Source organism: Dactylosporangium sp. NPDC051485 (genome assembly GCF_040682015.1).
GTDB lineage: Bacteria > Actinomycetota > Actinomycetes > Mycobacteriales > Micromonosporaceae > Dactylosporangium.
Genome location: NZ_JBFAZW010000003.1, coordinates 76,762 through 99,696, shown reverse-complemented (window position 1 = coordinate 99,696; position 22,935 = coordinate 76,762). Strand labels below are relative to the sequence as shown.

The following is a 22,935-nucleotide window of genomic DNA, read 5'->3' as shown; positions in this document are numbered from 1 at the left end:
CAGACGACACAGCGTCCCGGCGGGACGGGCACGCGACAGCGACATAAGGTCGGCGATGCGGCGATTGTTCGCCCAGATCGTAACCGGCCGGATCGACGCCGTGATGCCGTGATGCGCGGGCGCTGAAGGTGAGGTTCGGAGGAGAAGGTCAGTTCACCCGTCGAATTCGTTTCGTGGAGACTGCGGTCTGGTGGCCGTCGGTGTTGCGGCCGCACCGTCCGGTGGGGAGGTGGCGGCGGACCTTGCCGCTGGGGTCGGCGCGAAGTTGGTCGGTGCGTGCGGTGAAGGTGTCCGGGTCGAGGGTGCCGAGGGCGCGCCATGCCTCGCCGCGGATTCGCGCGTTCGGATGGTCGAGGAAGGCGACGAGTTGGGTGGCATCCGCGCGGGTGCCCATGTCGGCCAGGCCGGCGAGCGCACCGATGATGGCGTCCCGGGTGGCGTCGGCGTTGGTGAGTGTCGCGCGGTAGAGCGCGGCGGAGCTGGTGTGGCCGAGGGCGCGCAGGCTGGTGCGGGCCAGGTAGCGCACCCGTGCGTCGGGGTCGAGCAGGGCGCGGCGAAGGTGCGGTTCGCTGTCGGGGTGGTGGGTGCGGGCCCGCAGCGCCTTGCCCCGGATCCGGGGGTTGGGGTCGGATTCGAGCAGCGGCAGCAGCCGGCGTTGGACGGCCGGGTCGAGGCCGCGCGCGGTGGCCACGCCGGTGGCCCAGTGCCGCAGGGCCGGGTCGCCGGTGGCGACGGCCTGCTCGACGCAGGCGGCCGGCTCGACGGTGGCGAGCATGCGCAGGCAGCTCGCGGCTACCTCGGTGTCATCGCCGCGGGCGCCGGCCCACAGGGCGGCCCGGCCGGCCGGGTCGCCGTCGATGAGCAACTCGCCGATGGTGCGCACGACCGGGCCGGCGCGGCGGCGCGCGCCGAGGCCCTCGATCAGCGGGAGGAGTTGCACGAGCGAGGCGCCGTGGACAACCGTGAGCCGGGTGTGCACCGCGGCGGTGGCCTGCCGGCGGACGGGGTCGACCGGGTCGTTGAGGCGCAGCAGCAGGAACGGCAGGGTGAACAGCTCGCCGCTGGTGGCCAGCCACCGGACACCGGCCTCACGCAGGTATCCGGACCGGTCGAAGGTCAGCAGCGCCGCGACCGCGGGGGCATGCCGGCCGTAGTCCTCGCCCAGCGTGCTGACGCCGGCTCCGAGCGTCGTGGCGAGCGAGCGGCGACGGCCGCGGTACGCACCCTCCAGGACGACGACGGCGCGCGGAGTGGCCCCGCGCAGCAGGCCGCTGAGCCTTGCGGCTGCCCGCGCCGGGTCCTGGTCCCAGCAGCGCAGGACCTCCTCGACGCCGACGATCAGGCGCTCGGCGTTCCAGCGCTGCACACCGTCGTGTTTCCATCGCATCGTGCTACCCGTCCCGCAGCGGCTGCCTCCGCCTGCGCAGGATAGCCAGGGACACCAAGGCGACGCCTCGTATTTTGCCGGCTGTCCGGCGTGGCGAGCGCCCGGTCGCGGTGGCACTCGGCATCCCGGGGTCAGCGTGGCTCGTGCTGAAGGTCCAGGAGCTGCTCGTAGAAGCCGCCGAAGCCGCGGGCACGGTCGACGAGGTGCAGCTCCAGGATCCAGTGGCACGCGCGGCCGGTGGAGTCGGTCCGGCGCAGCGGCTGATCGCTGCCGGCGGTGATGTAGTAGGTCACCTTGTCGCCGTCGATGCGCTCGTGCGGGAACTCGCCGAGCAGGTGTCCGGTGTGCGTGATGCCGAGCTCCCAGCCGGCGTCGGCGATGAGCCGCAGCATGTGCGTGAACAGCTGGTCGCCGGTGATGTCGGGCCGGTCCAGGAAGTACCGCTGACCGGCGGCGAAGATCGTGGCCAGGTCGGCGTTGAGGCGGTGCTTGACGGGGTCGTCGCCGAGGACGAACGTGCGGCCGAAGTCGGCCTCCCAGCCGTCGAAGATCGGCCCGAAGTCGCAGAACACGATGTCATCGGCGTCGATGACCCGGTCCGGCGGGTTCTCCCGGTACGGCTGCAGCGTGTTCGGGCCGGACCTGACGATGCGCTTGTGCCAGTACCGCTGCACCCCGAACATGTCGTGCGCCAGGTCGCGGATCGTATCGCTGATCTCCCGGTCACGGCGGCCCGCCGCGATCAGCCCGCGGCGCTCGACCTCGGCGAACAGCTCCATCGCGTTGACCTCGGCGGCCAGCAGCCGGGCCGCCCGCTCCGATTCCGATCCAACGACGACCTCTGCACCGTTCATCCCACGACCGTACCGCTCGATGGCTCGCTGCACCGGCTACGGTTGTCCGTGACGCGGATCTCTTGGAGGCCAACGGTGGGGGAGATCGTCTGGATCGGCCGCTATCCGGTCAAGTCGATGCTCGGCGAAGATCTGGGCGACGCCGTCCTCGCCGAGACGGGTATCGACGGTGACCGGCGGTACGCGCTGATCGACGAGCAGACCGGTCTCGTCGCCAGCGCGAAGAACCCGCGCAAATGGCGCGGGTTGCTGAGCATGAACGCGCGGTACGACGCCGACGGGCAGGTCGCGATCACCCTCGCCGACGGCACGGTCGTCCGCCACGACGACCCGGCGGCCGACCGGCTGCTGTCCCGGGCCGTCGGACGCCCCGTACGGCTGGCTGCGACCCGCCCCGAGGGCGCGACCCTCGAACGGCTGACGCCCGCTACGGAACCCTCGCCGGGGGCGATGACCCATGGCTCGCTGGCGGCCGGTACGCCGGGCGACACGTTCGTGGACTTCGCCGCCGTGCACGTGCTGACCACGGCGACGCTCGACGCGCTCGCCCGTGCACATCCCCGGCACGCGATCGACGCACGGCGCTTCCGGCCGAACATCGTGGTGCGCATGCACGACGATGTGCCGTTCGCCGAGAACACCTGGCCCGGCCGGAGCCTGATCCTCGGAGTCCAGGCGGCCGTCCACGTCGTCGCGCCCACCCCGCGATGCGCGGTGCCGACCCTCGCGCAGGGCAACGGCCTGCCCGAGGACCCGGATGTGCTGCGCACCGCCGCCCGGGTCAACCGCGTCCCGGTGCTCGACCTCGGCGTGCTCACCTGCGTCGGTGCCTACGGCATGGTCCGGCAAGGCGGGCACCTACGGGTCGGCGACCGCGTGACGGTGACGGCCTGACCTTCCGTATCGCCCTACGTCGATCCTATAGGTCGAGATGCGGCCCCGGTGGCGTGCCGGCCGGATCCGATGCACCGGCAGGATCACCTCCATGCCTCTGCTCTTCTCGTACGGCACGCTGCGGGACCCGGCGGTGCAGCGGGCCAACTTCGGCCGGGAGCTCGACGGCCGCGACGACGCGCTGCCCGGGTACGCGACGCGGCTGCTGGAGATCACCGACCCGGACGTCGTCGCCCTCAGCGGCGAGACCCACCACCCGATTGTCGTGGCGACCGGCGATGACACCGACCACGTCTCTGGCGTGGTGTTCGACGTGACCGAGGACGACCTGACCGCCGCCGACGGGTACGAGGTCGACGACTACCACCGCGTCCTGGTGCCCCTCGCGTCCGGTGTGCAGGCGTGGGTGTACGTGAGCGCCACCGCCTGAGCGCCGGGTTCCGCCGCGGACCGGGCCGCGTATGCTGTGCGCCGTGACACGCCTGGCCATCGGCGCTGCGGCCGCAGTCGGATGGCTGCGGCGTCCGGTGTTGCCGCTGGCCATCTTCGCGGCGATCCTCGCGGCGCTGGCGCTCACCGTGGCCCCCGCCTGCGACGGCATGCCGGTCACCCGGCCGGGTGGCATGGCGGCCAGCATGGATGCGCCGCACCCCTCCGCAGGGCAGCTGGCCGACGGCGTACCGGCGCCGGTCATCCCGTGCCCGATGCTCGCGGCGGGTGCACCGTCCAGCCATGTGCAGGCCTGTCAGCCGGTGCCGACCGCCGGCGCCCACCTTGTCGTGGCTGCGCCAGCGGCTGCCGACGCCGGCGGATACCCGGTGCCGATCGCGGCCGTGCCGTACGCCGGTGTGCCGCTGCTGCTGCATGCGGCGTCCTTGCACGAACTCAGCCAGTTGCGTCTGTAGGGGAGACCCGCACCTCCGAAGTGATCTTGCTCGGGGGTGTCTCGTCATCCGGTCCACCGCCGGGTTTTCGATGGGTTTCCGCTTCGCGAAAGGCGCTGTGTTGGTGAATCTCGCCGCTGTCCTGGCCACCGGGCTGTTTGCCGGTGGTGTGTCCTGTGCCGCTGTGCAAGGCGGCCTGCTCGCGGGTCTCGTGGCCCGGCAACGCCCGGCTCCCGCACCCGGCACACCCGGCGTGCCGGCCTCGACCACGAGCACGGCCGGCCGAACGCCGGCCGGTCCTGCCAATGCGGACGCCGCTCCGGGCTCGGTGCGCAGGCGTCTGGTCGACGACCTCGTGCCGGTCGGCGGGTTCCTGGCCGGCAAGCTTGTCTCCCACACCCTGCTCGGCGCGGCGCTCGGCGCCGTGGGCGCCGCGGTACAACTGTCGGTCGGGCTGCGTACTGCGGCGCAGATCGTCGCCGGCGTCCTGATTGTGGTGTTCGGCCTGGCCCAGCTGGGGGTGCGCGGCTTCCGTGGCATCACGGTCACCCCACCGGCCTCGTGGGGTCGGCTCGTGCGTGGCCGGGCTCGCTCGCAGTCCGTGTTCGCCCCGGCGGTGCTCGGCCTGGCCTCCGTGCTGATCCCATGTGGGGTCACGCTGTCCGTGCAGGCCCTGGCACTCACCTCCGGCTCACCCTGGGCGGGCGCGGCCACCATGGCGGTGTTCGTGGCCGGCACCGCGCCGCTGTTCACCGTGCTCGGCTACGCCGTCCGCAAGGCCGCCACCGCCTGGCGAGGCCGGCTCGCCACCGCGACGGGTCTCGTCGTCGTCGCCGTCGGCGCGTACACCCTCAACGGCGGGCTCGAGCTGGCCGGCTCACCCCTCGCGGCCAGCCGTGTCGCCGAGGCCGCCGGGCTCGGCCCAGCACCGGTCACCACCTTCGCCCCGCAAGACGCCCCACCCGTCGCCACCGACGGCGGACGGCAGACCGTCATCGTCACGGCCCGCACCGGCTCCTACCGTCCGGCGAACCTGCAGATCGCCGCCGGGATCCCCACCACGCTCATCGTCCGTGCCGCCGGCGCCGAGGGCTGCGTACGTTCCTTCATCATCCGCGACCGGCAGTACATCCTGCCCGTGCGCGGCGACACCAGCATCGACCTGGGCACCCTTACCCCTGGCCGGCTGCACTACAGCTGCGGCATGGGCATGTACACCGGGGCCCTCACCATCGTCTGAAAGGCAACTCCGTGAACACGACCACCATCACGCTCCAGGTCGAGGGCATGCACTGCGGCAGCTGCGGCCTGCTCATCGACGACACCCTCGAAGACGTCCCCGGCGTCAGCGCGTCGGCCACCAACGCGCGCACCGGCCGTACCACCGTCACCCTCGACCCGGCCAGGGTCACCCCCGAACAGGTGATCGCGGCGATCGGACAGGCCGGCAACTACACTGCACGGTGGGAGCAGCTATGAACGCCGCGTCCGTACTGCGGCGCCGCTCCGGCCGGGTGCGTTACCGCCCGCTATGGCTGCTGGTGCTGCCCGCCGCCTGGTTCGTCTACGTGCTGGCCTACGTTCCCAACCTCACGTGATACCGAGCGTCGCCGCCCTGGTGCTTGTCGTCCTTGCCGGCGCCGATCACCTGCACTGGGCCACGATGATGGCCTCCTGCATGTGACGGAAGCCGGGCGGCCTTTGACCCTGACACTAGTGTCAAGGTTCTAGGTTCTCTCTATGCGTGAAGGGATGATCGGAGTGCGGATCGGAGAGCTGTCCGATCGCTGCGGGGTCAGCGCGCGCTCGCTGCGCTATTACGAGCAGCAGGGCCTGATCGCCCCCAGCCGCGCGGCAAACGGTTACCGCGAGTATGACGACGTGACGGCCGTCAGGGTGCGCAACATCCGGGAGTTGCTGGAGTCCGGCCTCACGGTCGAGGACATCCGGCTCTCCCTGGAGAAGGGCTGCCTCGACCGGCCGTTGAGCACGCTGCCGATGTGCCCGGACGCGCTCAGGGTCGCGGGTGATCGGCTGGCATCGCTCGACCGGCGGATCGCCGCGCTGCAGGACCTGCGAGAGCGGCTGGCCGGGCAACTCGCGCAGACCGAGACGGCGATGGAGCTCGACGGCAGCCACGACGTGCCCCGATACGCCGCGGCGCCGCGCACCTGAGCGCCGCTCATCCAGTCAGGCCCGGCGACGGCGTGCGTGCTCGGCGCCGTTGTCATCGGGCTCGCACGGTCGTGGCCTGAACCCGGGCCGCCACCAGCAGTTGCCGAGACAGTCCCGACGTTGTCTGGAGACCAGCGTGAAGTTTGGATTTTCCCTCGAGCCGCCGCTGTGGCCCGAGGAGCCCGGCGCGGCGATGGTGCAGGCCGCGCGGGACGCGGAGCGGATCGGCCTGCACTACGTGCTGATGTCGAGCCACGTGTTGTACAGCGAGCACGGTGCGGCAGTGGATCCGCTCGTGCTGCTCTCGGCGGTGGCGGGGGCGACCTCGCGCATCGGCCTGGCCACGAGCGTGCTCGTGCTGCCGTATTACCACCCCGTGGTGCTGGCCAACCAGGTCGCCTCGCTGGACATGCTGTCCGGCGGCCGGCTGACGCTGGGCGTGGGCACGGGGTGGAATCCGCAGGAGTTCGCGGCGCTGGACGTGCCGGTCCGGCAGCGGGGCCGGCGCACCGACGACAGCCTCGAGGTCATGCAGGCGATCTGGTCGGGGACGACGGCACAGCTTCCGGAACGGTTCGGGGTGCTGCGCGAGGCGGTCGGCGGGGTCCGGCCGGCGTCGCCGGGCGGCCCGCCGATCTGGGTCGGCGGGCACAGCGACGCGTCGATCCGGCGTGCGGTGCGGTTCGGGGCGGGCTGGCACGGCTCCGGCATCAGCCATGACCAGGCGCGGTCCTTCCGTGCGCGCATCGACGAGCTGGCCGCCGAGGCGGGCCGGGATCCGTCGACGGTGGAGATCAGCACGGTGGCGTTCCTGGTGCCGCCCGGGTTGCCCGCGGTGCGTCCCGTGCCCGGCCGGCTACTCGGCGGCGACGGAGCCAGTACGGCGGCGATCGTCGACGACCTCAGCCTGCTCGGCAAGGCCGGCGTCACGATGTGTTCGCTGTGGATGCCGATCGACGCTCATCGGGTGACCGAGGCACTCGAATGGTTCGCCTCGGACGTCCTGCCGCGAGTCGCCGAGTTGTAAGCCAACGGGGTGTTCGTGCGCGAAGGAGCGGGCGGGCCGGCCGAACCGTGACCCGCCCGCTTGTCGCGCCGTCACGACCGTCACATGGTCAGGTCACGGCGTTGCTGCATCCGCCCGTCCCTGTCGAGTTCGATGACGGTGTCGACGCCGATCCGTTCGAGGAATGCGACGTCGTGGCTGACGATGAGGAGGGCGCCGCGGTACGCGTCGAGGGCTTCCGCGAGTTGTTCGACGCTGGCGATGTCGAGATTGTTCGTGGGCTCGTCCAGCACCAGCAGCTGAGCCGGCGGCTCCGCCAGGAGGAGCCGGGCGAGGCAGACGCGGAACCGCTCGCCGCCGGAGAGGCTGCTGACCGGACGATCGACGCTGTCGCCACGCAGGAGCAGGCGGGCGAGCTGGTTGCGAATCGTGCCCGCCGCTGTCCCCGGCGCCACCGCCTGCACGTTCGCCATCGCGCTGGCGTCGTCGTCGAGCCCGTCGAGGCGCTGCGGGAGGTATCCGACGAGCGCTGTCACGAGACGCCCGTGCGGCCGGTCGGGCGTGGGAGCCGTGCCGCGTACGAGCTGTTCGATCAGGGTCGACTTTCCGGTGCCGTTGGGTCCGACGAGGGCGACCCGCTCCGGCCCTTGGATCACGAAGGTGCGGTCCTGGTCCTGGAGCTCCGCAAGGCGGCGCCCGCGGGGGACGTCGGGATCGGGCAGTACGAGATGGATGTGTTCCTCTTCGCGGACGCGGGCATCCGCGGCGTCGACGGCGGCCTGGGCCGCCTGGACCTTGTCGTCGAGCGTGGAGCGCAGCGAGCCCGCCGAGGCCTGAGCCTTGCTGGCGCGGTTGCCCGCGAGGATCTTCGGGATGCCACCGTCCTTCTGGGTCTTCTTCGCGGTGCGCTCCCTGCGCGCCAGCTTCGTCTCGGCCTCGACGCGCTGCCGCTTCTCGACCTTGAGCGCCTGCTGAGCCGACCGCGCAGCCTGGACCGCCGCCGCTTGCTCCTGCTCCTGGTACTCCTTCCATGCGCTGTAGGGGCCGCCGAAGGTGTTGAGCGTGCCGCTGTAGAGCTCGGTGGTGTCATCCATGTGCTCCAGCAGCGCGAGGTCGTGGGTGACCACCACGAGCGTCCCCGGCCACTGGTCGACGAACTCGGCGAGCTTGGCCCGCGTGGGCCGGTCGAGGTTGTTGGTGGGCTCGTCGAGGAGGGTGATCGGAGTACGGCGGATCCGCAGCCCCGTGATAGCGATGAGCATCGCCTCCCCGCCGGAGACCTCGGCCACGCGACGGTCCAGGTCGGCGGCGGCGAATCCGATCTGGTGGAGCGCCTCATCGGCGCGGGACTCGATGTCCCAGTCATCGCCGATGGTGGTGAAGTGGCGCTCGTCGACGTCGCCGGACTCGACGGCCCGGATCGCGGCGAGGACGCCGTCGATCCCGAGGAGTTCGGCGATCGTCGTCTCGTGCCGGAGCGTCAGCATCTGCGGCAGGTAGCCGACCTCGCCGATGGCATCGATCTGCCCGGCGGTCGGCCGCAGGATGCCGGCGATCAGCCGCAGCAGTGTCGACTTTCCCGCGCCGTTGCGTCCGATCAGGCCGGTGCGGCCCGTGTTGAACGTGCCGTTGACCCCCGAGAGCGCAACGGTGCCGTCTGGCCAATCAAAGGTCAGGTCGCGCAGTGTGATGGCGGACTTCATAGACATTGGCGGTGTTTCTCTTCCTTCTTCCCGTCAGCTGCCGACGGGCCTGACAGTGGCTGTGGATGCCAGCGGAGCTGGCGGGACAACCGGCCACGGGCTGTGAGGCGATGCGGCGAGAGATTCGATCCGGGCTACCGGAGCACCATCCATCGGCGGTGTGGGGCCGATGCCCGGGTAACGGGTGATAGGTGGGTCCGGCAGGGGGGCCGAAGTCGCGGGTTCGCAGACACGCACTCTGGACCGAGGTCGGTGCGGTGCGAACGTGCCGGCGAGATCCCCGCAGGGCTGTGCACGCCTGCGACAGGCGGAAGCACGCTGCTGCGTTAGGAGACGGGCATGCACCGGTGTGGGCGCCGCCCACACGAGTGAAAGCCACCGGCAGTCCGGTGGCTAGATTCTGTCGACCTCGATCTCCATGCGGCCCATCCTATCAGCCCGTGAGTCCTCCGCCCGAGTGCGCCCGGCGGCGAGGACAGTACATTAACAGAATCCATTTATTGGGGACATTGTTTCCGCCCGTCGGGACTCGCATTTCGCGTGCTTTGCGGCCGGGTTGTTTCCCGGATGGCGGACGTCGTGATCGGAAGGGAGCCGCCGACGGATGTCGATCAGCCTGGGGCGGCGCGTGAGCGTGCTCGCCGCCGTCGCCCTGTCCGCCTTCATGTTCAACACGACCGAGAGCCTGCCGATCGGCCTGCTGCAACTGATGGCCGGGGATCTGCACGTCTCCCTGCCGGCGGTCGGCCTGCTCGTCAGCGGATATGGCCTGGTCGTCGCCGTAGTGTCGCTGCCGCTGGCGCACTGGACCCGGCACCTGCCGCGGCGGCATGTGCTCGCCGGCGTGCTCGGCCTGCTGGCCGCGGCGAGCCTGGTGTCGGTGCTCGCGTCCTCCTACGCCATCGTGCTCGGGTCGCGCATCGTCGTGGCCCTCGCCCAGGCGCTGTTCTGGGCCGTCATGGGTGCGACCGCCGTAGGCCAGTTCTCACCGGCGGTCCGCGGACGGGTGCTCGGGGTGCTTTCGGCGTGCGGGTCGCTGGCCATCCTCCTCGGCGTGCCCGCCGGAACCTGGCTGGGGCAGCACAGCGGCTGGCGGGCGCCGTTCGTGGTGATCGGCATCGGGGCGCTGGCGGCCGCCGCTCTGGTCGCCGTGCTGCTGCCCACGTCGCGGCCGGAGGAGAGCCACGCGGCGTTCGGATCGGCGCCCAACCGGTGGCAGTTTGCGGTCGTGCTGGCCACCACGGTGCTGACGATGACCGGCCTGTTCACCGGCTTCACGTACGTGGTCGAGTTCCTGACCGGGACAACGGGCCTGGCGCAGCGGCTGATCGGCGTGCTGCTGTTCGTCTACGGCCTGGCCGGGCTGCTGGGCGTGACCGTGTTCGGGCAGCTGCTCGACCGGTGGCCCCGGGGCGCCCTGCTCACCGCGGTCAGCATCCAGGGGACCGCCATGCTGACGCTCTCCATGTACTCCGACAACAAGGTCGTCGTCATCGGCTCGCTGGCCGTGCTCGGTGCCGCCTCGGGCCCCATCTTCATGGCCACCCAGGCCCGGATCCTGCACGTCGCCCCGGGCCGCACCGAGATCGGCTTCGCGGCGAACTCGGGCGCGTTCAACGTCGGCGTGGCGGCCGGTGCCCTGCTCGGCGGCATCCTGCTGGCCGCGATGGGCGCGCGCAGCACCTTCCTGGCCGGTGCCGCACTGACCATGGTGGCCCTCGGCCTCCTGCTCGTCGAGCCGCTGCGGGTCGCCGGCCGCAGTCGCGGCAGCAGCGTGCGCAACCAACCATTGCGTGAACCCACGTAGCGGTTCGAGGCACCGCTGCAGTGCCCTCATGTCCGCTGCGCGCCCGGGTACGTCGCGGCGGTGATGGTGGTCAACCCTGGACCCGACAGGTAGCAGCTATCCGCGTGGCCGGCTAATGGTGGGCGGTGCAGGTCGCAGCGTGGTCGGTCAGCCATTGCAGCGCGGGTGCCAGCGCCGGCACGTCCTCGTCGAGGTCGCATCCGGTGCACCGCTTGGTGAGGTACCCGGAGAGGTTCATCTCGATCCAGGCCTGCGCTCCGCCAGCGGTTGTGACGACGTCCGACACGATCTCCCGATATTCCTCCATGCCGTCATCGTCCCGCCGGTCGCGGCCTGTTTGCGCCGCACGCCGGCACAATCATCCGTCCTGGCAACCCGACCGCTCGCCGGTACGCAGGGTACGTGGGAGCGCTTCGACGAGGCGGGCGAAGCGCTGCGCGGCCGGCGGGTGACCGGGAAGGCGTGAGCCCCGGGCAGGAGCCTCGCGCGCTGAACGATCCCCTCGACTATCGAGGGTCTTGACTTGCTCCCCGGTGCGCCGGGTAGATTAATGGCAACCCTCACGTTCCGCTGATCGGTACTTTTTCGCTGATCGGTAACCGCGCGCTGCCATTGATGGTAGCCGATGTAACGGCCTCGGCCGTACCACCTCGCCGGACGGCGCCGGCGGACCGCCAGAACCATTTCGTGCAGCGAATTGGCGCGCCCGCACGCACACCGCCGAAAGAGGGGGCTTCAGCATGCCCGTTGTCACCGTGCGCAATCCCGGCACTGGTGAGACGCTGGGTGAGGTACCGGAGCACGACGCCGGGCAGGTCGCCGCGATCGTCGCCGCCGCCGGCGAGGCGCAGCGGGCGATGGCGGCGCTGCCCGCGCACGAGCGGGAGGCGCTGCTGCGCCGGGTCGCCGACCTCATCGAGGCCGAGCGTGAGGACCTGGCCCGGCTGCTGGCGGCCGAGAACGGCAAGCCGGTCCAGCAGACCCGGGGCGAGGTCGAGGCGGCCGTGCGCATCTTCCGCGGCTACGCGGGCGAGGCGACCCGGCTCTTCGGCCGGCAGATCCCCCTGGACGCGGTACCGGGGCTGGAGCGGCACCTGGCCGTGACCATGCGGGAGCCGCTCGGCGTCGTCGCCGCGCTCGTGCCGTTCAACTACCCCGTCGAGCTGTACGCGCACAAGGCCGCCGCCGCGCTCGCCGCCGGAAACGCGGTCGTGGTCCAGCCGCCCGCGCGCTGCCCGCTGGCCGTGCTGCGCGTCGCCGAGCTGGTCGAGCGGGCCGGCGCCCCGTCGCGGGCGCACCAGGTCGTCGTCGGCGGGGCGGCCGTGTCCCAGCAGCTGGCCGAGCACCCGGGGATCGCGGCGGTCAGCCTCACCGGCAGTACCGCGGCGGGCCGGGAGATCGCCCGGCGGGCCGCGACGACGCTGAAGAAGGTGTACCTGGAGCTCGGCGGCAACGACGCGCTGATCGTCTGCGCCGACGCCGACCCGGAAGCGGCCGCCCGGGCCGTGGTGCTGGGCCGGCTGGCCCGCGGCAACGGGCAGATCTGCTGCGCGGTGAAGCGGGTGTACGTCCAGCGCCCGCTCCACGACGCCTTCGTCGACGCGCTGCTTGCGCAGACGGCGAAGCTGACCGTCGGCGACCAGCTGCTCGAGTCGACCGACGTCGGCCCGCTGATCGCCGAGGCCGCGGCCGAGCGCGTCGCGGACGCGGTCCGGACGCTGGTCGGCGACGGCGCGCGGCTGGTGGCCGGCGGGACCCGCAACGGCGCCTTCGTCGACCCGGCGGTGCTCGTCGACGTGCCGGCGGCCAGCCCCGCCTTCGCCGAGGAGATCTTCGGGCCGGTGGCCCCGGTCGCCCGCTTCGACGAGCCGCAGGAGGCGGTGCGGATGGCGAACGAGTCGCCGTACGGGCTGCAGGCGGCGGTGTTCACCCGCGACATCTCCCGGGCCCTCGGCATCGCCAAGGCCCTCGACGTCGGCGGGGTCGTCGTCAACGGCTCCACCGCCCTGCGCGCGGAGAACCTGCCCTTCGGCGGCACCAAGGACACCGGCGGGTACCGCGAGGGCATCCACGACACGGCCCTGGACTTCACCAAGCAGAAGACCATCGTCGTGATGGACGCATTCTGATGACCCTGGCGCTGCGGGAGGTGCGCAAGGACTTCGCCGGCGTCGAGGTGCTGCACGGCGTCGACTTCGCCGCGCGGCCGGGGGAGGTGCTGGCGATCGTCGGGGCCAACGGTGCCGGCAAGTCCACCCTGATCCGGATCCTCTCCGGCGCGCTGCAGATGAGCGGCGGCGAGATCCACATCGACGGGGAGCGGGTGGAGCTGCGCACGCCGCACGACGCCCACGCACACGGGATTCGCACGGTGTACCAGGAGCTGTCGCTCGTGCCGGAGCTCAGCGTCACCGAGAACTTGCTGATGGGCAGCTTTCCCCGGCGGTACGGGCTGATCGACTGGCCGGCCGCCCACCGCCGGGCGAGCGAGCTGCTGCAGCGGGCCGGGTTCGGGATGATCGACCCGCGGACCCGGGCGGGGCGGCTGCCCGTCGCCCGCCAGCAGATGGTCGAGATCGCCAAGGCGCTGGTCAGCGAGCCGCGGGTGCTCATCCTCGACGAGCCGTCGGCGGTGCTGGCCGGCAGCGACCTCGAGGCCCTGTTCGCCCTTGTCCGGCAGCTGCGGGAGCGCGGCGTGCTGGTCGTGTACGTCTCGCACCGGCTGGCCGAGGTGCTCGACCTCGCCGACCGGATCGTGGTGCTCAAGGACGGCCAGGTCGTGGCCACCACGGAGCCGGGCCGCACCAGCGAGACCGAGCTCGTACGGCTCATGGCCGGCCGGCAGCTCGAGCGGATCTATCCGCCGCGCCGGGACGCGCCCGGCGAGCCGCGGCTGCGCGTCACGGGCCTGAGCCGGCCCGGCGAGTTCACCGACGTGTCGTTCGAGCTGCGGGCCGGCGAGATCGTCGGGCTGTTCGGGCTCGTCGGGTCGGGCCGCAGCGAGCTCGCCGCCTGCCTGTTCGGCGCGGCGCCGGTCGCGGCGGGCGGCGGCGGCTTCGCCGGCCCGGCGCAGGCGATCCGCGCGGGGGTCGCGTTCGTCACCGAGGACCGCGCCGGCAGCGGCCTGGTGCTGGGCATGAGCGTGCGGGACAACATCGGGCTGACCACCTGGCGCACCGTGCGCCGGGGCCCGCTGATCGACGTGGCCCGGCAGCGGCGCGACGCCGACGGCATGATCGAGCGGCTGGGCATCCGGCCGCCGCACTGCGCGGGACTGCCCGCGGTCCGGCTCAGCGGCGGCAACCAGCAGAAGGTCGTGCTCGCCAAGTGGCTGCTGACGGGCCCGCGGGTGCTCATCCTCGACGAGCCGACCCGCGGCGTCGACATGGCGACCCGCGTGGACATCTACCGCATGGTCGACGACCTCGCCCGCGGCGGGCTCGCCGTGCTGCTCATCTCCTCCGACCTCACCGAGGTGCTCGGCGCGACCGACCGGGTGCTGGTGATGAACGCCGGCCGGCTCGTCGGCGAGCTGCGCTCCGAGGGCACCACCGAGGACCAGGTACTGGAAAGGGCGATCGCATGACCGGTCCGGAGCGAAGCGGAGGGGCCGGTCATCAGCAGGCTCAGCGAGAAGGTCATGCAACCGACGAGCGAAGCGAGGAGGGCGCATGAGCACTCTTGCTGTGCGGGTGCGGGGCCGCGACATCACCGTCGAGATCGCGTTCACGCTGCTGATCGTCGCGCTCGTCACGGTCGCCGCGACCACCTCCGAGAGCTTCCTGACCCAGACCAACCTCACCAACCTGCTCAAGCAGATGGTCACCACCGGCCTGCTCGCCTTCGGGATGCTCGTGGTGATCCTCACCGGCGGCATCGACCTGTCCGTGGGCTCGGTCGTCGCGTTCGCCGGCATCGTCACCGCGGGCCTCGCCGCGCACCTGCCCATCCCGCTGGCGATGGCCGTCGGGATCGTCAGCGGCATCGGCTTCGGCGCGGTCAACGGGGTGCTGGTGGCCCGCTTCGCGCTGGCGCCGTTCGTGGTGACCCTCGCGGCGCTGACCACGATCCGCGGTCTGGCGTTCGTGTACTCGGAGGTGCCGATCTCGCCGGCCGATCCGGGATTCCTCTGGCTCGGCTCGGCGAAGCTCGGGCCGATCCCGCTGATCACGCTCGTCATGCTGGCCGTCTTCGGCGCCGGCGGGTTGTTCCTGGCCCGCACACCGGCCGGGCGCTCGATCATCGCCATCGGCGGCAACGCCGAGACGGTCCGCCTGGCCGGCATCAACGTTCGCCGGCACGTCGTACTGGCGTACGTCATCAGCGGTTTCTGTGCCGGTCTGGCCGGGGTCATCCTCACCAGCCGGGTCGGCATCGCCCAACCCAGCGTCGGGGTCGCCTTCGAGCTCGACGCGATCGCGGCCTGTGTCATCGGCGGCGCGAGCCTGGCCGGCGGCAAGGGTTCGGCCAAGGGTGCCTTCGGCGGGGTGCTCGTCCTGGTCCTCATCAACAACCTGCTGAACCTCTACGGGGTCCAGAGCTTCTGGCAGCAGGTGCTGAAGGGACTGATCATCATCGCGGTCATCCTCGTGCAGCGCACGAACCGGCCGCGCTCCCCGAAGGGACGCGCATGAAGAAGCTCCTCATCGGCCTGGTGGCCGCCGGCGTCGCATTATCGGCCGCCGCCTGCAAGGGCGACGACGCCGGCGGCGGTGGCGGCGCGAAGACGTACACCATCGGGATCGCCAACTTCCTGCTCAGCGGGCCGTACTTCAGCGGCATGGACGCCGCCATCGCCGCGCAGGCCAAGACGAAGGGCAACGTCCGGACCGTCAGCACCGACGCCGGCGGTGACGCGGCGAAGCTCGCCGCGAACGTGGAGGACCTGCTGAGCAAGAACGTCGACGCGATCATCATCTCCGGCGGCCCGCTGGAGTCGGCGCCGGCCGCGCTCAACGCCATCAAGGCGGCCGGCAAGCCGGTCGTGCTCGTCGACCGCAAGTTCGCGGTGGGGGAGTACACCAGCTGGATCGGCCCGGACAACGAGGCGATCGGCAAGCAGGACGGGCAGTATCTCAGCCAGCGGCTCACCGGCGGCGGCAAGGTCGCCATCATCAAGGGCGGACCGGCCGACAACTCCATCGGCCTGGCCCGCACCAACGGGCTGAAGTCGGTGCTGGGCAAGGACTCCAGGTTCACCCTCGTCGAGGCGCCCGACTTCGGCAACTGGGGCTCCGACGGCGGGCTGACGGTCATGGAGGGGCTGCTGGCCAAGCACTCGGACCTGGTCGCGGTCTTCTGCGAGAACGACGCGATGTGCCTCGGCGCGCAGCGCGCGATCACCTCGGCGAACAAGACCGGCCAGATCGTGCTCGCCGGCGTCGACGGCCAGGCCGAGGCGCTCAAGACGATCCTCGACGGCACCAACTACGTCGTCACCGGCCTCAACAGCCCCAACGTCATCGGCAAGCTGGCGCTGGACCGCACCGTCGACGTGCTCGGCGGGGCGAAGGTCGAGAAGGACACGGTCGTGCCGTCGCCGCAGATCACCAAGGAAACCGCCGCGCAGTACCTGAACTCCTGAGGAACCGCCATGAGACTTCATTTCGCCGTGGCTGTGACCGTCGCGGCCGCGTCGCTGGTCGCCGTCCCGCTGGTCGCCGCGCCGCAGGCCCTCGCCGCACCGAACTGGCGCCTGCAGTACTCCGAGAACTTCACCACCGCGTTCAACAGCGACTCGGTGCCGTGGGTGCGCGACACGTACGCCACCGGCTTCGACACCATCACCGACGACGCGGGCCAGTGGTACCGCAACGACTACGGCCCCGCCTGGACCACCCAGCTCAACTCGTTCGCCACCTACCGCAAGGAGTTCCGGGTCGGCCAGGACGGCTGGCTGACCGCGTCGCTGTCGGCGCGGGACTTCAACAAGGACGGCGTCATCGAGTCGCCGCCCTCGATCACCACCCAGCCGCTGGGCAGCGAGCAGGTCGCGGTGCTCAACGTGCCGGAGAGCACCGGCGGGGCCATCTTCCGGCCCACGAACCGGCTGCCGGACCAGTACCGCATCGAGTACAAGCTCAAGACGCTCAACTTCGGCGGCAAGCGCAACGGCAGCATCAACTACGACGGGAAGATCAACGGCTACAGCGCGACCGGCTGCAAGACCCAGCACCCGTGGGGCGAGGGGTCGAAGTCGCCGGGCTGGAGCGGCGACGCGTCGGTGCCGTACTGCCAGTGGCAGGGCGTGCGCGAGGGCACGTACGGGTACAACGGCTTCCACTTCCTGTCCATTGTGGACTTTGCGAACCCGGCGCCGCGCAACAACCACTTCTGGCACTACCACCGCAAGGTGCTCATGGACCAGTTCGCCCAGCACCCGGACCGGGTCGGCACCGGCACCGGCGGGCGCGTCTGCAACTCCGCCAACAACACCTACTACAACTACCGCGACGGCAACTTCAACACCGTCAACATGTGGATCAACGGCATGCCGAACTGGAACCCCGGCCCCGGCGGCCTGCCCGGCAACTCCCAGTGGTTCATGACCAGCTGCTCCGGCGGCGTCGCCGAGAACCAGCTCTCCAGCGCCGCCGAGCTGCAGCCGGAGCTGATGCCCAACGAGTTCTACACCTTCGCCATCGAGCGCGACGCGACCGGGTACACGCTGGAGGCCAGCGGCAACTTCGCCCGCGCCGGGCAGAAGACGCTGCGCTTCCACCGCGACTTCGTCGTCAACAACGTGCCGATCTGGCACTACAACACCACCGCCGCGGAGTACAACGGCCAGTTCAACGGCACGCTCACGCAGAACGACGCCAACGGCAGCGCGTCGTGGCCCAACCAGTGGCCGGCCGGCTCGTCCTACCCGGACTACTTCGTCATCGGCGACCTGTACACCAACGTGTACGAGGGCAACGCCGGCCTGACCGACATCAAGCTGTTCGTCCCCGACACCGCCAACCCGAACCCGAACCTGGCGCTGAACAAGCCGGCCACCGCCTCGGGGCAGTGCGCCGCCGCCGAGGGCCCGGAGAAGGCGGTCAACGGAAGCTGGACCGGCGGCAACGCCGACAAGTGGTGCGCGCTCGGCTCGAACAAGTGGCTGCGGGCGGACCTGCAGACCAGCCAGACGGTCGGCAAGGTGGTGCTGCGCCACGCGGCCGCCGGCGGCGAGAAGTCGAGCTGGAACACCAAGGACTTCGACGTCCAGGTGAGCACCGACGGCAACACCTGGACGACGGTCGCCTCGGTGCGGGGCAACACCGACAGCGTCACCACGCACACCTTCACACCGCGGGCGACGCGGTACGTCCGGCTGAACGTGATCACCCCGACCAGCGACTCCGACACCGCGGCGCGCATCTACGAAATGGAGGCCTACGCGTCGTAGCCCGCCCCGCGGACACCCGGCGTCCCGCTGCCGCCCCGTCGGCGCGGGACGCCGCTGTGTGCCGGTCGCGCGCGGTCGCGGCGGCACCAAATCCGGACGCGTTTACGTTGCGCTACCGCGAGCCAGGCCGCCGTTTGGCCGCGGGGAGAGCACGCGGCCGGAGGACCGCTCACGGCCGGCTGGTGCCGGCGCGACGATGCCCCGCCCGGGGAAGCCCGGGCGGGGCATCGCGTGGGTCAGGTCAGGACCGGCGGCGGCCGGTCACGGGTTGACGGTGATGGTGAACGTGGACGTGGTGTTCTGGATGTTGACGTCGTTGTTGTTCTCGGTCAGGTGGTTGAACGTGACCGAGCCGACCGCCGGGCCCTGGCCCGGTTCCGGCAGCGGGTTGGCCCAGATGCCGAAGCCGGACTTGCCGTTGCCGAAGCCGTCGTTGTTGACATGGGTGCCGGTGATCGTGGTGTCGGTGAAGACCGTGTCCTTGACCGGGTTCAGCGCGCTGCCGCCGACGTAGTCGGTCTGGAACATGATGCCGGTGTACGTCGGGTCGGTGATCGTGGCGTTGTTGACCCGGATGCCCTGGAACGGCTGGGTCGCGGAGAAGACCCAGATCGCGCCGAACGCCTGGTTGCCCCAGAAGTGGCCGCCGTCGCGCTGCAGCGAGAAGTTCTGGATCGTCGTCTGCGGTGTCGACTCGAACCCTTCGAAGGCGAACCCGAAGTTCAGGGAGCTGATCGTCAGGCCCGGGTAGCACAGGGTGTCGGAGACGGTGAAGTTCTGCAGCGTGTTGCCGCCGCCGCCGTAGATCGCCACGCCGGCCGCCCGCCAGGGAGCGATCGCGGTGACGTTCTGGATGGTGTTGTTCGTGAGCTTGCAGCCGCCGCACTGGTCCTGCGCGGCGAACAGCGCGAAGCTGTCGTCGCCGGTGGTGCGGGCCTCGTCGTTGGAGATGAGGTTGCCTTGGCTGCCGTTGGTCAGGTTGATCCCGTCGGCCATGGTGTCGCGGATGCGCATGTTGGTGAACGTCGAGTTCTGGACGTTGGACGCGCCCCAGACGCCGACGACGTTGTGCTCGATCCAGACGTTGTCGATGGTGACGTTCGACTGGTTGCGCAGGTCCCAGGTGTGGCCGGGGCCGTCCTGGCGGGTGGTGTAGTTGCCGAACCACGCGAACCCGGTGAACGTCGAGCCGCTGGCGCCGGACTGCAGGTCCCATCCGGTGTCGGTGTTGCTCTGGTTCTGCGGCGCGAGGAACTGGGTGTACCAGACGCCGGCACCGACCACCTTGACCGGCTTGCTGTAGATCAGCAGGCGCCCGGACACGCTGTACTGCCCGGCCGGCAGGTACACGCCGGTGAAGGTGTTGGTGCTGTCCATGCGGACCTTGTCCAGGGCGTTCTGCACGTCCTGCTGGGTGAAGCCGGCCGGGACGACCAGGTGGGCCGGGTCGGGGTTCGCGGTCTGCGCGGCCTTTTCGAGGTTCATGAAGTCGATCGCGTACTGCGACTGGTTCGACGCGTCCTTCTGCAGCTTGAAGACGGTGCCGACGGGGTACGTCTGGGACAGCAGGAAGCTGGACTCGTCGTAGATGTGCCGCGGCGAGCCGGCGCCGGGCGAGTCACCCGGTCCGGTTTCGGCGCCGTAGAGCCATGCGTAGTGCGAGGTGAGGTTCAGCGGCTGGACAAGCTGGCCGTTCGCGTACAGGTTCAGGGTGGCCGTGGTGCCGCCGCCGCCCGACGCGTCCGGGATCGAGTAGCGCAGCACGAACGTGTTCGTCTGCTCCCGCGAGGTCCAGCTGACCGAGTCGCCGGTGTTGTTCAGGGTCACGGCCTTGCGGCCGGTGGCCTCGCCGGCGATGTCGCCGATCGTGCGGTTCGGCCCGACCACGGCGGCGGACCCGCCGAGCGAGCCGTCGGTGGCCTTGTACATGCCGTAGGGCATGTTCGCGCCCTGCCCGACGAACAGCGGGGTGTCGCTGGTGAGATGCGGCTGCTTGACCGGCAGTTCGTTGGCGTCGCTGGCGAGCACGAGGTGCGCGGTGTACTTGCCGTTGGCCGCGGTCCACGACCCGACGTTCACCGGCGCGGCCGAAGCCCCGGCGGCGATGACGCCGGACACCGAGCCGGTGAGGGTGGCCACGGTGCTGTTGTTGGCATCCAGCAGGGTCAGGGTGATGCCGTGCGACCCGGACGTGGTGGCCACGTTGCCCTGGTTCTTCACGGTGACGCTGAAGGTCACCGTGTTGCCGGCGCTCGGCGTGCTCGGCGTCCAGTTGACGGTGCCGACCAGGTCGGCGGACTGCACCGGGGTGACGACGAGGTTCCCCGGGTTGGTGTAGCTCTGGTTGGCCTGCTGCTCGAAGTTCTTCTTCGACTCGTCGACCTTGGTCGTCAGCTGGTAGGTGCCGGCGTTCAGCGTGCCGATCGAGGCGGACACGGTCTGCGTCGCGCCGGGGGCGAGCGCGCCGACCGTCGTGGAGCCGACCTTGGTGCTGCCGACGTAGAAGTTCACGTCGGTGGCCACCGAGGCCGCGTTGCCGGCGTTCTGGATCACGGCCGAGGCGGTGACCGTGTCCGACTCCACCGGCGCTGACGGCGTCCACGAACTGGACGTCGGGGTCAGGTCCGGGTTCGGCGCGGGCGTGCCCATCACCTGGAACTCGCCGACCTGCCCGCCCGGGGCGCCGCTGTTGGACGTGATCGACAGCTCGACGTCGGCGACCCGCGCGGTGACCGGGATGGTGACCGTGTTCTGGTTGGTGTTCGGGTCGAACGAGTACGTCTGCGCGGCGGAGATCGTGGTGAACGTCGTCGCGCTCTGCTCCCGGCCGAGCACCGCGATGGTCTGGGTGCGGGCCGACCACACCGAGGCCGGGTTCAGCTTGACCACGACCGAGGTGATGTCGGCGTTGGCGCCCAGGTGCACCGTCACCTGAGACGGGTAGGACGAGCCCTCGAAGTACGTGGTCACGTCGTTGTCGTTGGCATTGGCGGGCACGAAGATGTACGTGTTCGGCGTGCCGTCGATCGGCTTGCCGACCGCGAGGTTGGTGCCGCCGCCGCCGGAACCCGTGCGGGTCACGGTGTTGCTCGCCGCGGAGGCGTTGCCGGCCGCGTCGTGCGCCTTGACGTAGTACGAGACCGTGGCGGTGTCCGGCTGCGCGTCGGTGTAGGTCAGCGTGCTGCCCGAGACCGTGGTGATCTGCGTGCCGTTGCGGAAGACGTCATAACCCGTGACCCCGACGTTGTCCGTCGACGCGCCCCAGGTCAGCTTGATCTGGCCGGAGGCCGGCTGGGTGTAGGCGAGGTTCGACGGTGCGGTCGGCGGCTGCGTGTCGCCGCCGGACTGGCCGGTGCGGGTGACGCTGTTGCTGTTGGCCGATTGGTTGCCCGCCGCGTCGTGCGCCCGGACGAAGTACGTGATCGTCGAGGTGAGCGGCGGGTTGTCCGTGTAGGTCAGCACCGTGCCGGACACCGAGGTGAGCAGGGCGTTGTTGGCGTACACGTCGTAGCCGGTGACGCCGACGTTGTCGGTGCTCGCGCCCCAGGTCAGGGTGACCGCGCCGCTGGAGTTCTGGGTGTAGGCGAGGTTCGACGGTGCGGTCGGCGGCTGCGTGTCGCCGCTCGACGGGCCGTAGACCTCGAACTCGGAGATCTGCCCGGCCGGCCAGCCGGTGTTGGCGGTGATGTTCAGCCGCACGTACCGCGTCGTCGTGGCGCTGAAGTTGATCGTGACCACGTTGCCCGTGTTCGGGTCGAACGGGTACCCGGCCGAGGCGACGATGTCGGTGAACGTCGACCCGTCGGTGCTGCCCTGCACCGCCAGTGTCTGGGTCCGCGCGCCCCAGGACGCGGACGGCGGCAGCTTCAACACGACCTTGTTGACGGCGACGGAGGCGCCGAGGTCGACCTGCAGCCTTTGCGGGAAGGCGTTGTTCGTGCTCTCCCAGTAGGTCGAGGCGTTGCCATCGTTGGCGTTGGCGGCCACGTAGCTCTGGGTGACGGTGCTGGCGCTCATCGTCTTGCCCGACGCCAGGTTCGTGGTCGAGACGACGGTGCCGTAGATCTCGAGCTCGGAGAGCTGCGCGGCCTGCCAGCCGGTGTTCGCCGTGATGTTGATGCGCAGATAGCGGGTCGACGTCGCGCCGAACGAGATCGTCACCGTGTTGCCGTTGCCGCTGGGGTCGAAGGTGTACCCGGCCGAGGCGACGATGCTGGAGAATGTTGTGTTGTCCGTGCTGCCCTGGACCGACAGCGTCTCGGTGCGGGCGCCCCAGCCGCTGGGCAGCTTGAGGACGACCTGGTTGACCGACGTCGCGGAGCCCAGGTCGACCTGAGCCCACTGCGGGAAGGCGTTGTTCGTGCCCTCCCAGTAGCTCGCCTGGTTCCCGTCGTTGATGTTGGCGGCCACGTACTGGCCGTTGCTGCTGCTGACCGCTACCGCCTTACCCTGTGCCAGGTTCGTGTTCGCGGCCTGGGCGGTGGTGCTGTTGAGCGTGGGTAGCGCGGCGGCGACGAGGCCTGCCAGCGCCAGGGTGACCGCCCGCAGTCGGCGGGGTCTGCGTGTGTTGTTCATCCTCATCGGCTCTCTCGGAGTGGCGCGGCGACTGCGCTGAGGAGGGGTGATACCGGATGCGCCCGCATCGGTGCGACGGGGCGTACATTGGGCCGCCATGCACGGCGGTAAGTCCGGGCGGGAACACGCGCCCGGGCTGGACAGGTCACCACGGTTGGCGGTGGCGTGGAACCTGTGAGCGGCCGGGCAGTCAACGCTATGACTGCGACCTGCAAGCCTCTTGCAGAGTGTGAGCAGAAAATTACAGCAGTCCTACC

19 protein-coding genes are annotated in these 22,935 nt (G+C 70.6%); 14 read left to right on the top strand and 5 right to left on the bottom strand.

Annotated features, from left to right (window positions below; genetic code table 11):
* Positions 1-148: 148 nt before the first annotated feature.
* Both AB0M46_RS02430 and AB0M46_RS02425 read right to left on the bottom strand, forming a co-directional pair.
* Positions 149-1,387, bottom strand: a complete 1,239-nt coding sequence (locus AB0M46_RS02430; RefSeq protein ID WP_363332435.1) for a HEAT repeat domain-containing protein — start codon at positions 1,385-1,387, stop codon at positions 149-151.
* A gap of 131 nt (positions 1,388-1,518) precedes the next feature.
* Positions 1,519-2,241, bottom strand: a complete 723-nt coding sequence (locus AB0M46_RS02425; RefSeq protein WP_363332434.1) for a M24 family metallopeptidase — start codon at positions 2,239-2,241, stop codon at positions 1,519-1,521.
* A gap of 75 nt (positions 2,242-2,316) precedes the next feature.
* Here AB0M46_RS02425 and AB0M46_RS02420 point away from each other — a divergent pair, with 75 nt between their 5' ends.
* From AB0M46_RS02420 to AB0M46_RS02385, 8 genes are all read left to right on the top strand, one after another.
* On the top strand, positions 2,317-3,135 hold the full coding sequence (locus AB0M46_RS02420; protein ID WP_363332432.1) for an MOSC domain-containing protein: 819 nt from the start codon (positions 2,317-2,319) through the stop codon (positions 3,133-3,135).
* A gap of 91 nt (positions 3,136-3,226) precedes the next feature.
* Complete coding sequence (locus AB0M46_RS02415) at positions 3,227-3,565, top strand: gamma-glutamylcyclotransferase family protein (RefSeq protein ID WP_363332431.1); 339 nt, start codon at positions 3,227-3,229, stop codon at positions 3,563-3,565.
* A gap of 43 nt (positions 3,566-3,608) precedes the next feature.
* The gene (locus tag AB0M46_RS02410) at positions 3,609-4,040 is read left to right on the top strand and encodes a hypothetical protein (protein WP_363332430.1); all 432 of its coding nucleotides are present in this window, start codon (positions 3,609-3,611) and stop codon (positions 4,038-4,040) included.
* 103 nt (positions 4,041-4,143) lie between these two features.
* Positions 4,144-5,259: a sulfite exporter TauE/SafE family protein gene (locus tag AB0M46_RS02405; RefSeq protein ID WP_363332429.1), complete on the top strand. Its 1,116-nt coding sequence runs from the start codon at positions 4,144-4,146 to the stop codon at positions 5,257-5,259.
* An 11-nt stretch (positions 5,260-5,270) separates the two neighbouring features.
* Positions 5,271-5,498 (top strand): heavy-metal-associated domain-containing protein, encoded by a 228-nt coding sequence (locus AB0M46_RS02400; protein ID WP_363332428.1) that lies wholly within the window; start codon positions 5,271-5,273, stop codon positions 5,496-5,498.
* Positions 5,495-5,617 carry a hypothetical protein gene (locus tag AB0M46_RS02395; RefSeq protein WP_363332426.1) on the top strand — a complete coding sequence of 41 codons (123 nt, stop codon included), beginning with the start codon at positions 5,495-5,497 and terminating at the stop codon, positions 5,615-5,617. The genes AB0M46_RS02400 and AB0M46_RS02395 overlap by 4 nt, the downstream gene beginning before the upstream one ends.
* Before the next feature lie 142 nt (positions 5,618-5,759).
* On the top strand, positions 5,760-6,194 hold the full coding sequence (locus AB0M46_RS02390; protein ID WP_363332425.1) for a MerR family transcriptional regulator: 435 nt from the start codon (positions 5,760-5,762) through the stop codon (positions 6,192-6,194).
* Positions 6,195-6,330: 136 nt separating this feature from the next.
* Complete coding sequence (locus AB0M46_RS02385) at positions 6,331-7,221, top strand: TIGR03619 family F420-dependent LLM class oxidoreductase (protein ID WP_363332424.1); 891 nt, start codon at positions 6,331-6,333, stop codon at positions 7,219-7,221.
* A gap of 80 nt (positions 7,222-7,301) precedes the next feature.
* Here the strand turns inward: AB0M46_RS02385 and AB0M46_RS02380 are convergent, their stop codons facing one another.
* On the bottom strand, positions 7,302-8,909 hold the full coding sequence (locus tag AB0M46_RS02380; protein WP_363332423.1) for an ABC-F family ATP-binding cassette domain-containing protein: 1,608 nt from the start codon (positions 8,907-8,909) through the stop codon (positions 7,302-7,304).
* 598 nt (positions 8,910-9,507) lie between these two features.
* Between AB0M46_RS02380 and AB0M46_RS02375 the strand changes: the two genes are divergently transcribed.
* On the top strand, positions 9,508-10,710 hold the full coding sequence (locus AB0M46_RS02375; protein ID WP_363332421.1) for an MFS transporter: 1,203 nt from the start codon (positions 9,508-9,510) through the stop codon (positions 10,708-10,710).
* Positions 10,711-10,822: 112 nt separating this feature from the next.
* Here the strand turns inward: AB0M46_RS02375 and AB0M46_RS02370 are convergent, their stop codons facing one another.
* Positions 10,823-11,017 (bottom strand): hypothetical protein, encoded by a 195-nt coding sequence (locus AB0M46_RS02370; protein WP_363332420.1) that lies wholly within the window; start codon positions 11,015-11,017, stop codon positions 10,823-10,825.
* Between the two features lie 433 nt (positions 11,018-11,450).
* Here AB0M46_RS02370 and AB0M46_RS02365 point away from each other — a divergent pair, with 433 nt between their 5' ends.
* The 5 genes from AB0M46_RS02365 to AB0M46_RS02345 all read left to right on the top strand — a co-directional run bounded on the left by AB0M46_RS02365 (position 11,451) and on the right by AB0M46_RS02345 (position 18,103).
* Complete coding sequence (locus AB0M46_RS02365) at positions 11,451-12,839, top strand: aldehyde dehydrogenase family protein (protein WP_363332419.1); 1,389 nt, start codon at positions 11,451-11,453, stop codon at positions 12,837-12,839.
* Positions 12,839-14,296 (top strand): sugar ABC transporter ATP-binding protein, encoded by a 1,458-nt coding sequence (locus AB0M46_RS02360; RefSeq protein ID WP_363332418.1) that lies wholly within the window; start codon positions 12,839-12,841, stop codon positions 14,294-14,296. The genes AB0M46_RS02365 and AB0M46_RS02360 overlap by 1 nt, the downstream gene beginning before the upstream one ends.
* A gap of 85 nt (positions 14,297-14,381) precedes the next feature.
* Entirely contained in the window at positions 14,382-15,344 is a 963-nt protein-coding gene (locus AB0M46_RS02355; RefSeq protein WP_363332417.1) for an ABC transporter permease, read from the top strand.
* Positions 15,341-16,294, top strand: coding sequence for a substrate-binding domain-containing protein (locus tag AB0M46_RS02350; protein ID WP_363332416.1), 954 nt, complete (start codon positions 15,341-15,343; stop codon positions 16,292-16,294). The genes AB0M46_RS02355 and AB0M46_RS02350 overlap by 4 nt, the downstream gene beginning before the upstream one ends.
* Before the next feature lie 9 nt (positions 16,295-16,303).
* A complete protein-coding gene (locus tag AB0M46_RS02345; RefSeq protein ID WP_363332415.1) occupies positions 16,304-18,103 on the top strand; it encodes a discoidin domain-containing protein in 1,800 nt (599 codons plus the stop codon).
* 261 nt (positions 18,104-18,364) lie between these two features.
* Here the strand turns inward: AB0M46_RS02345 and AB0M46_RS02340 are convergent, their stop codons facing one another.
* Entirely contained in the window at positions 18,365-22,678 is a 4,314-nt protein-coding gene (locus tag AB0M46_RS02340; protein WP_363332414.1) for a discoidin domain-containing protein, read from the bottom strand.
* Between the last annotated feature and the right edge of the window lie 257 nt (positions 22,679-22,935).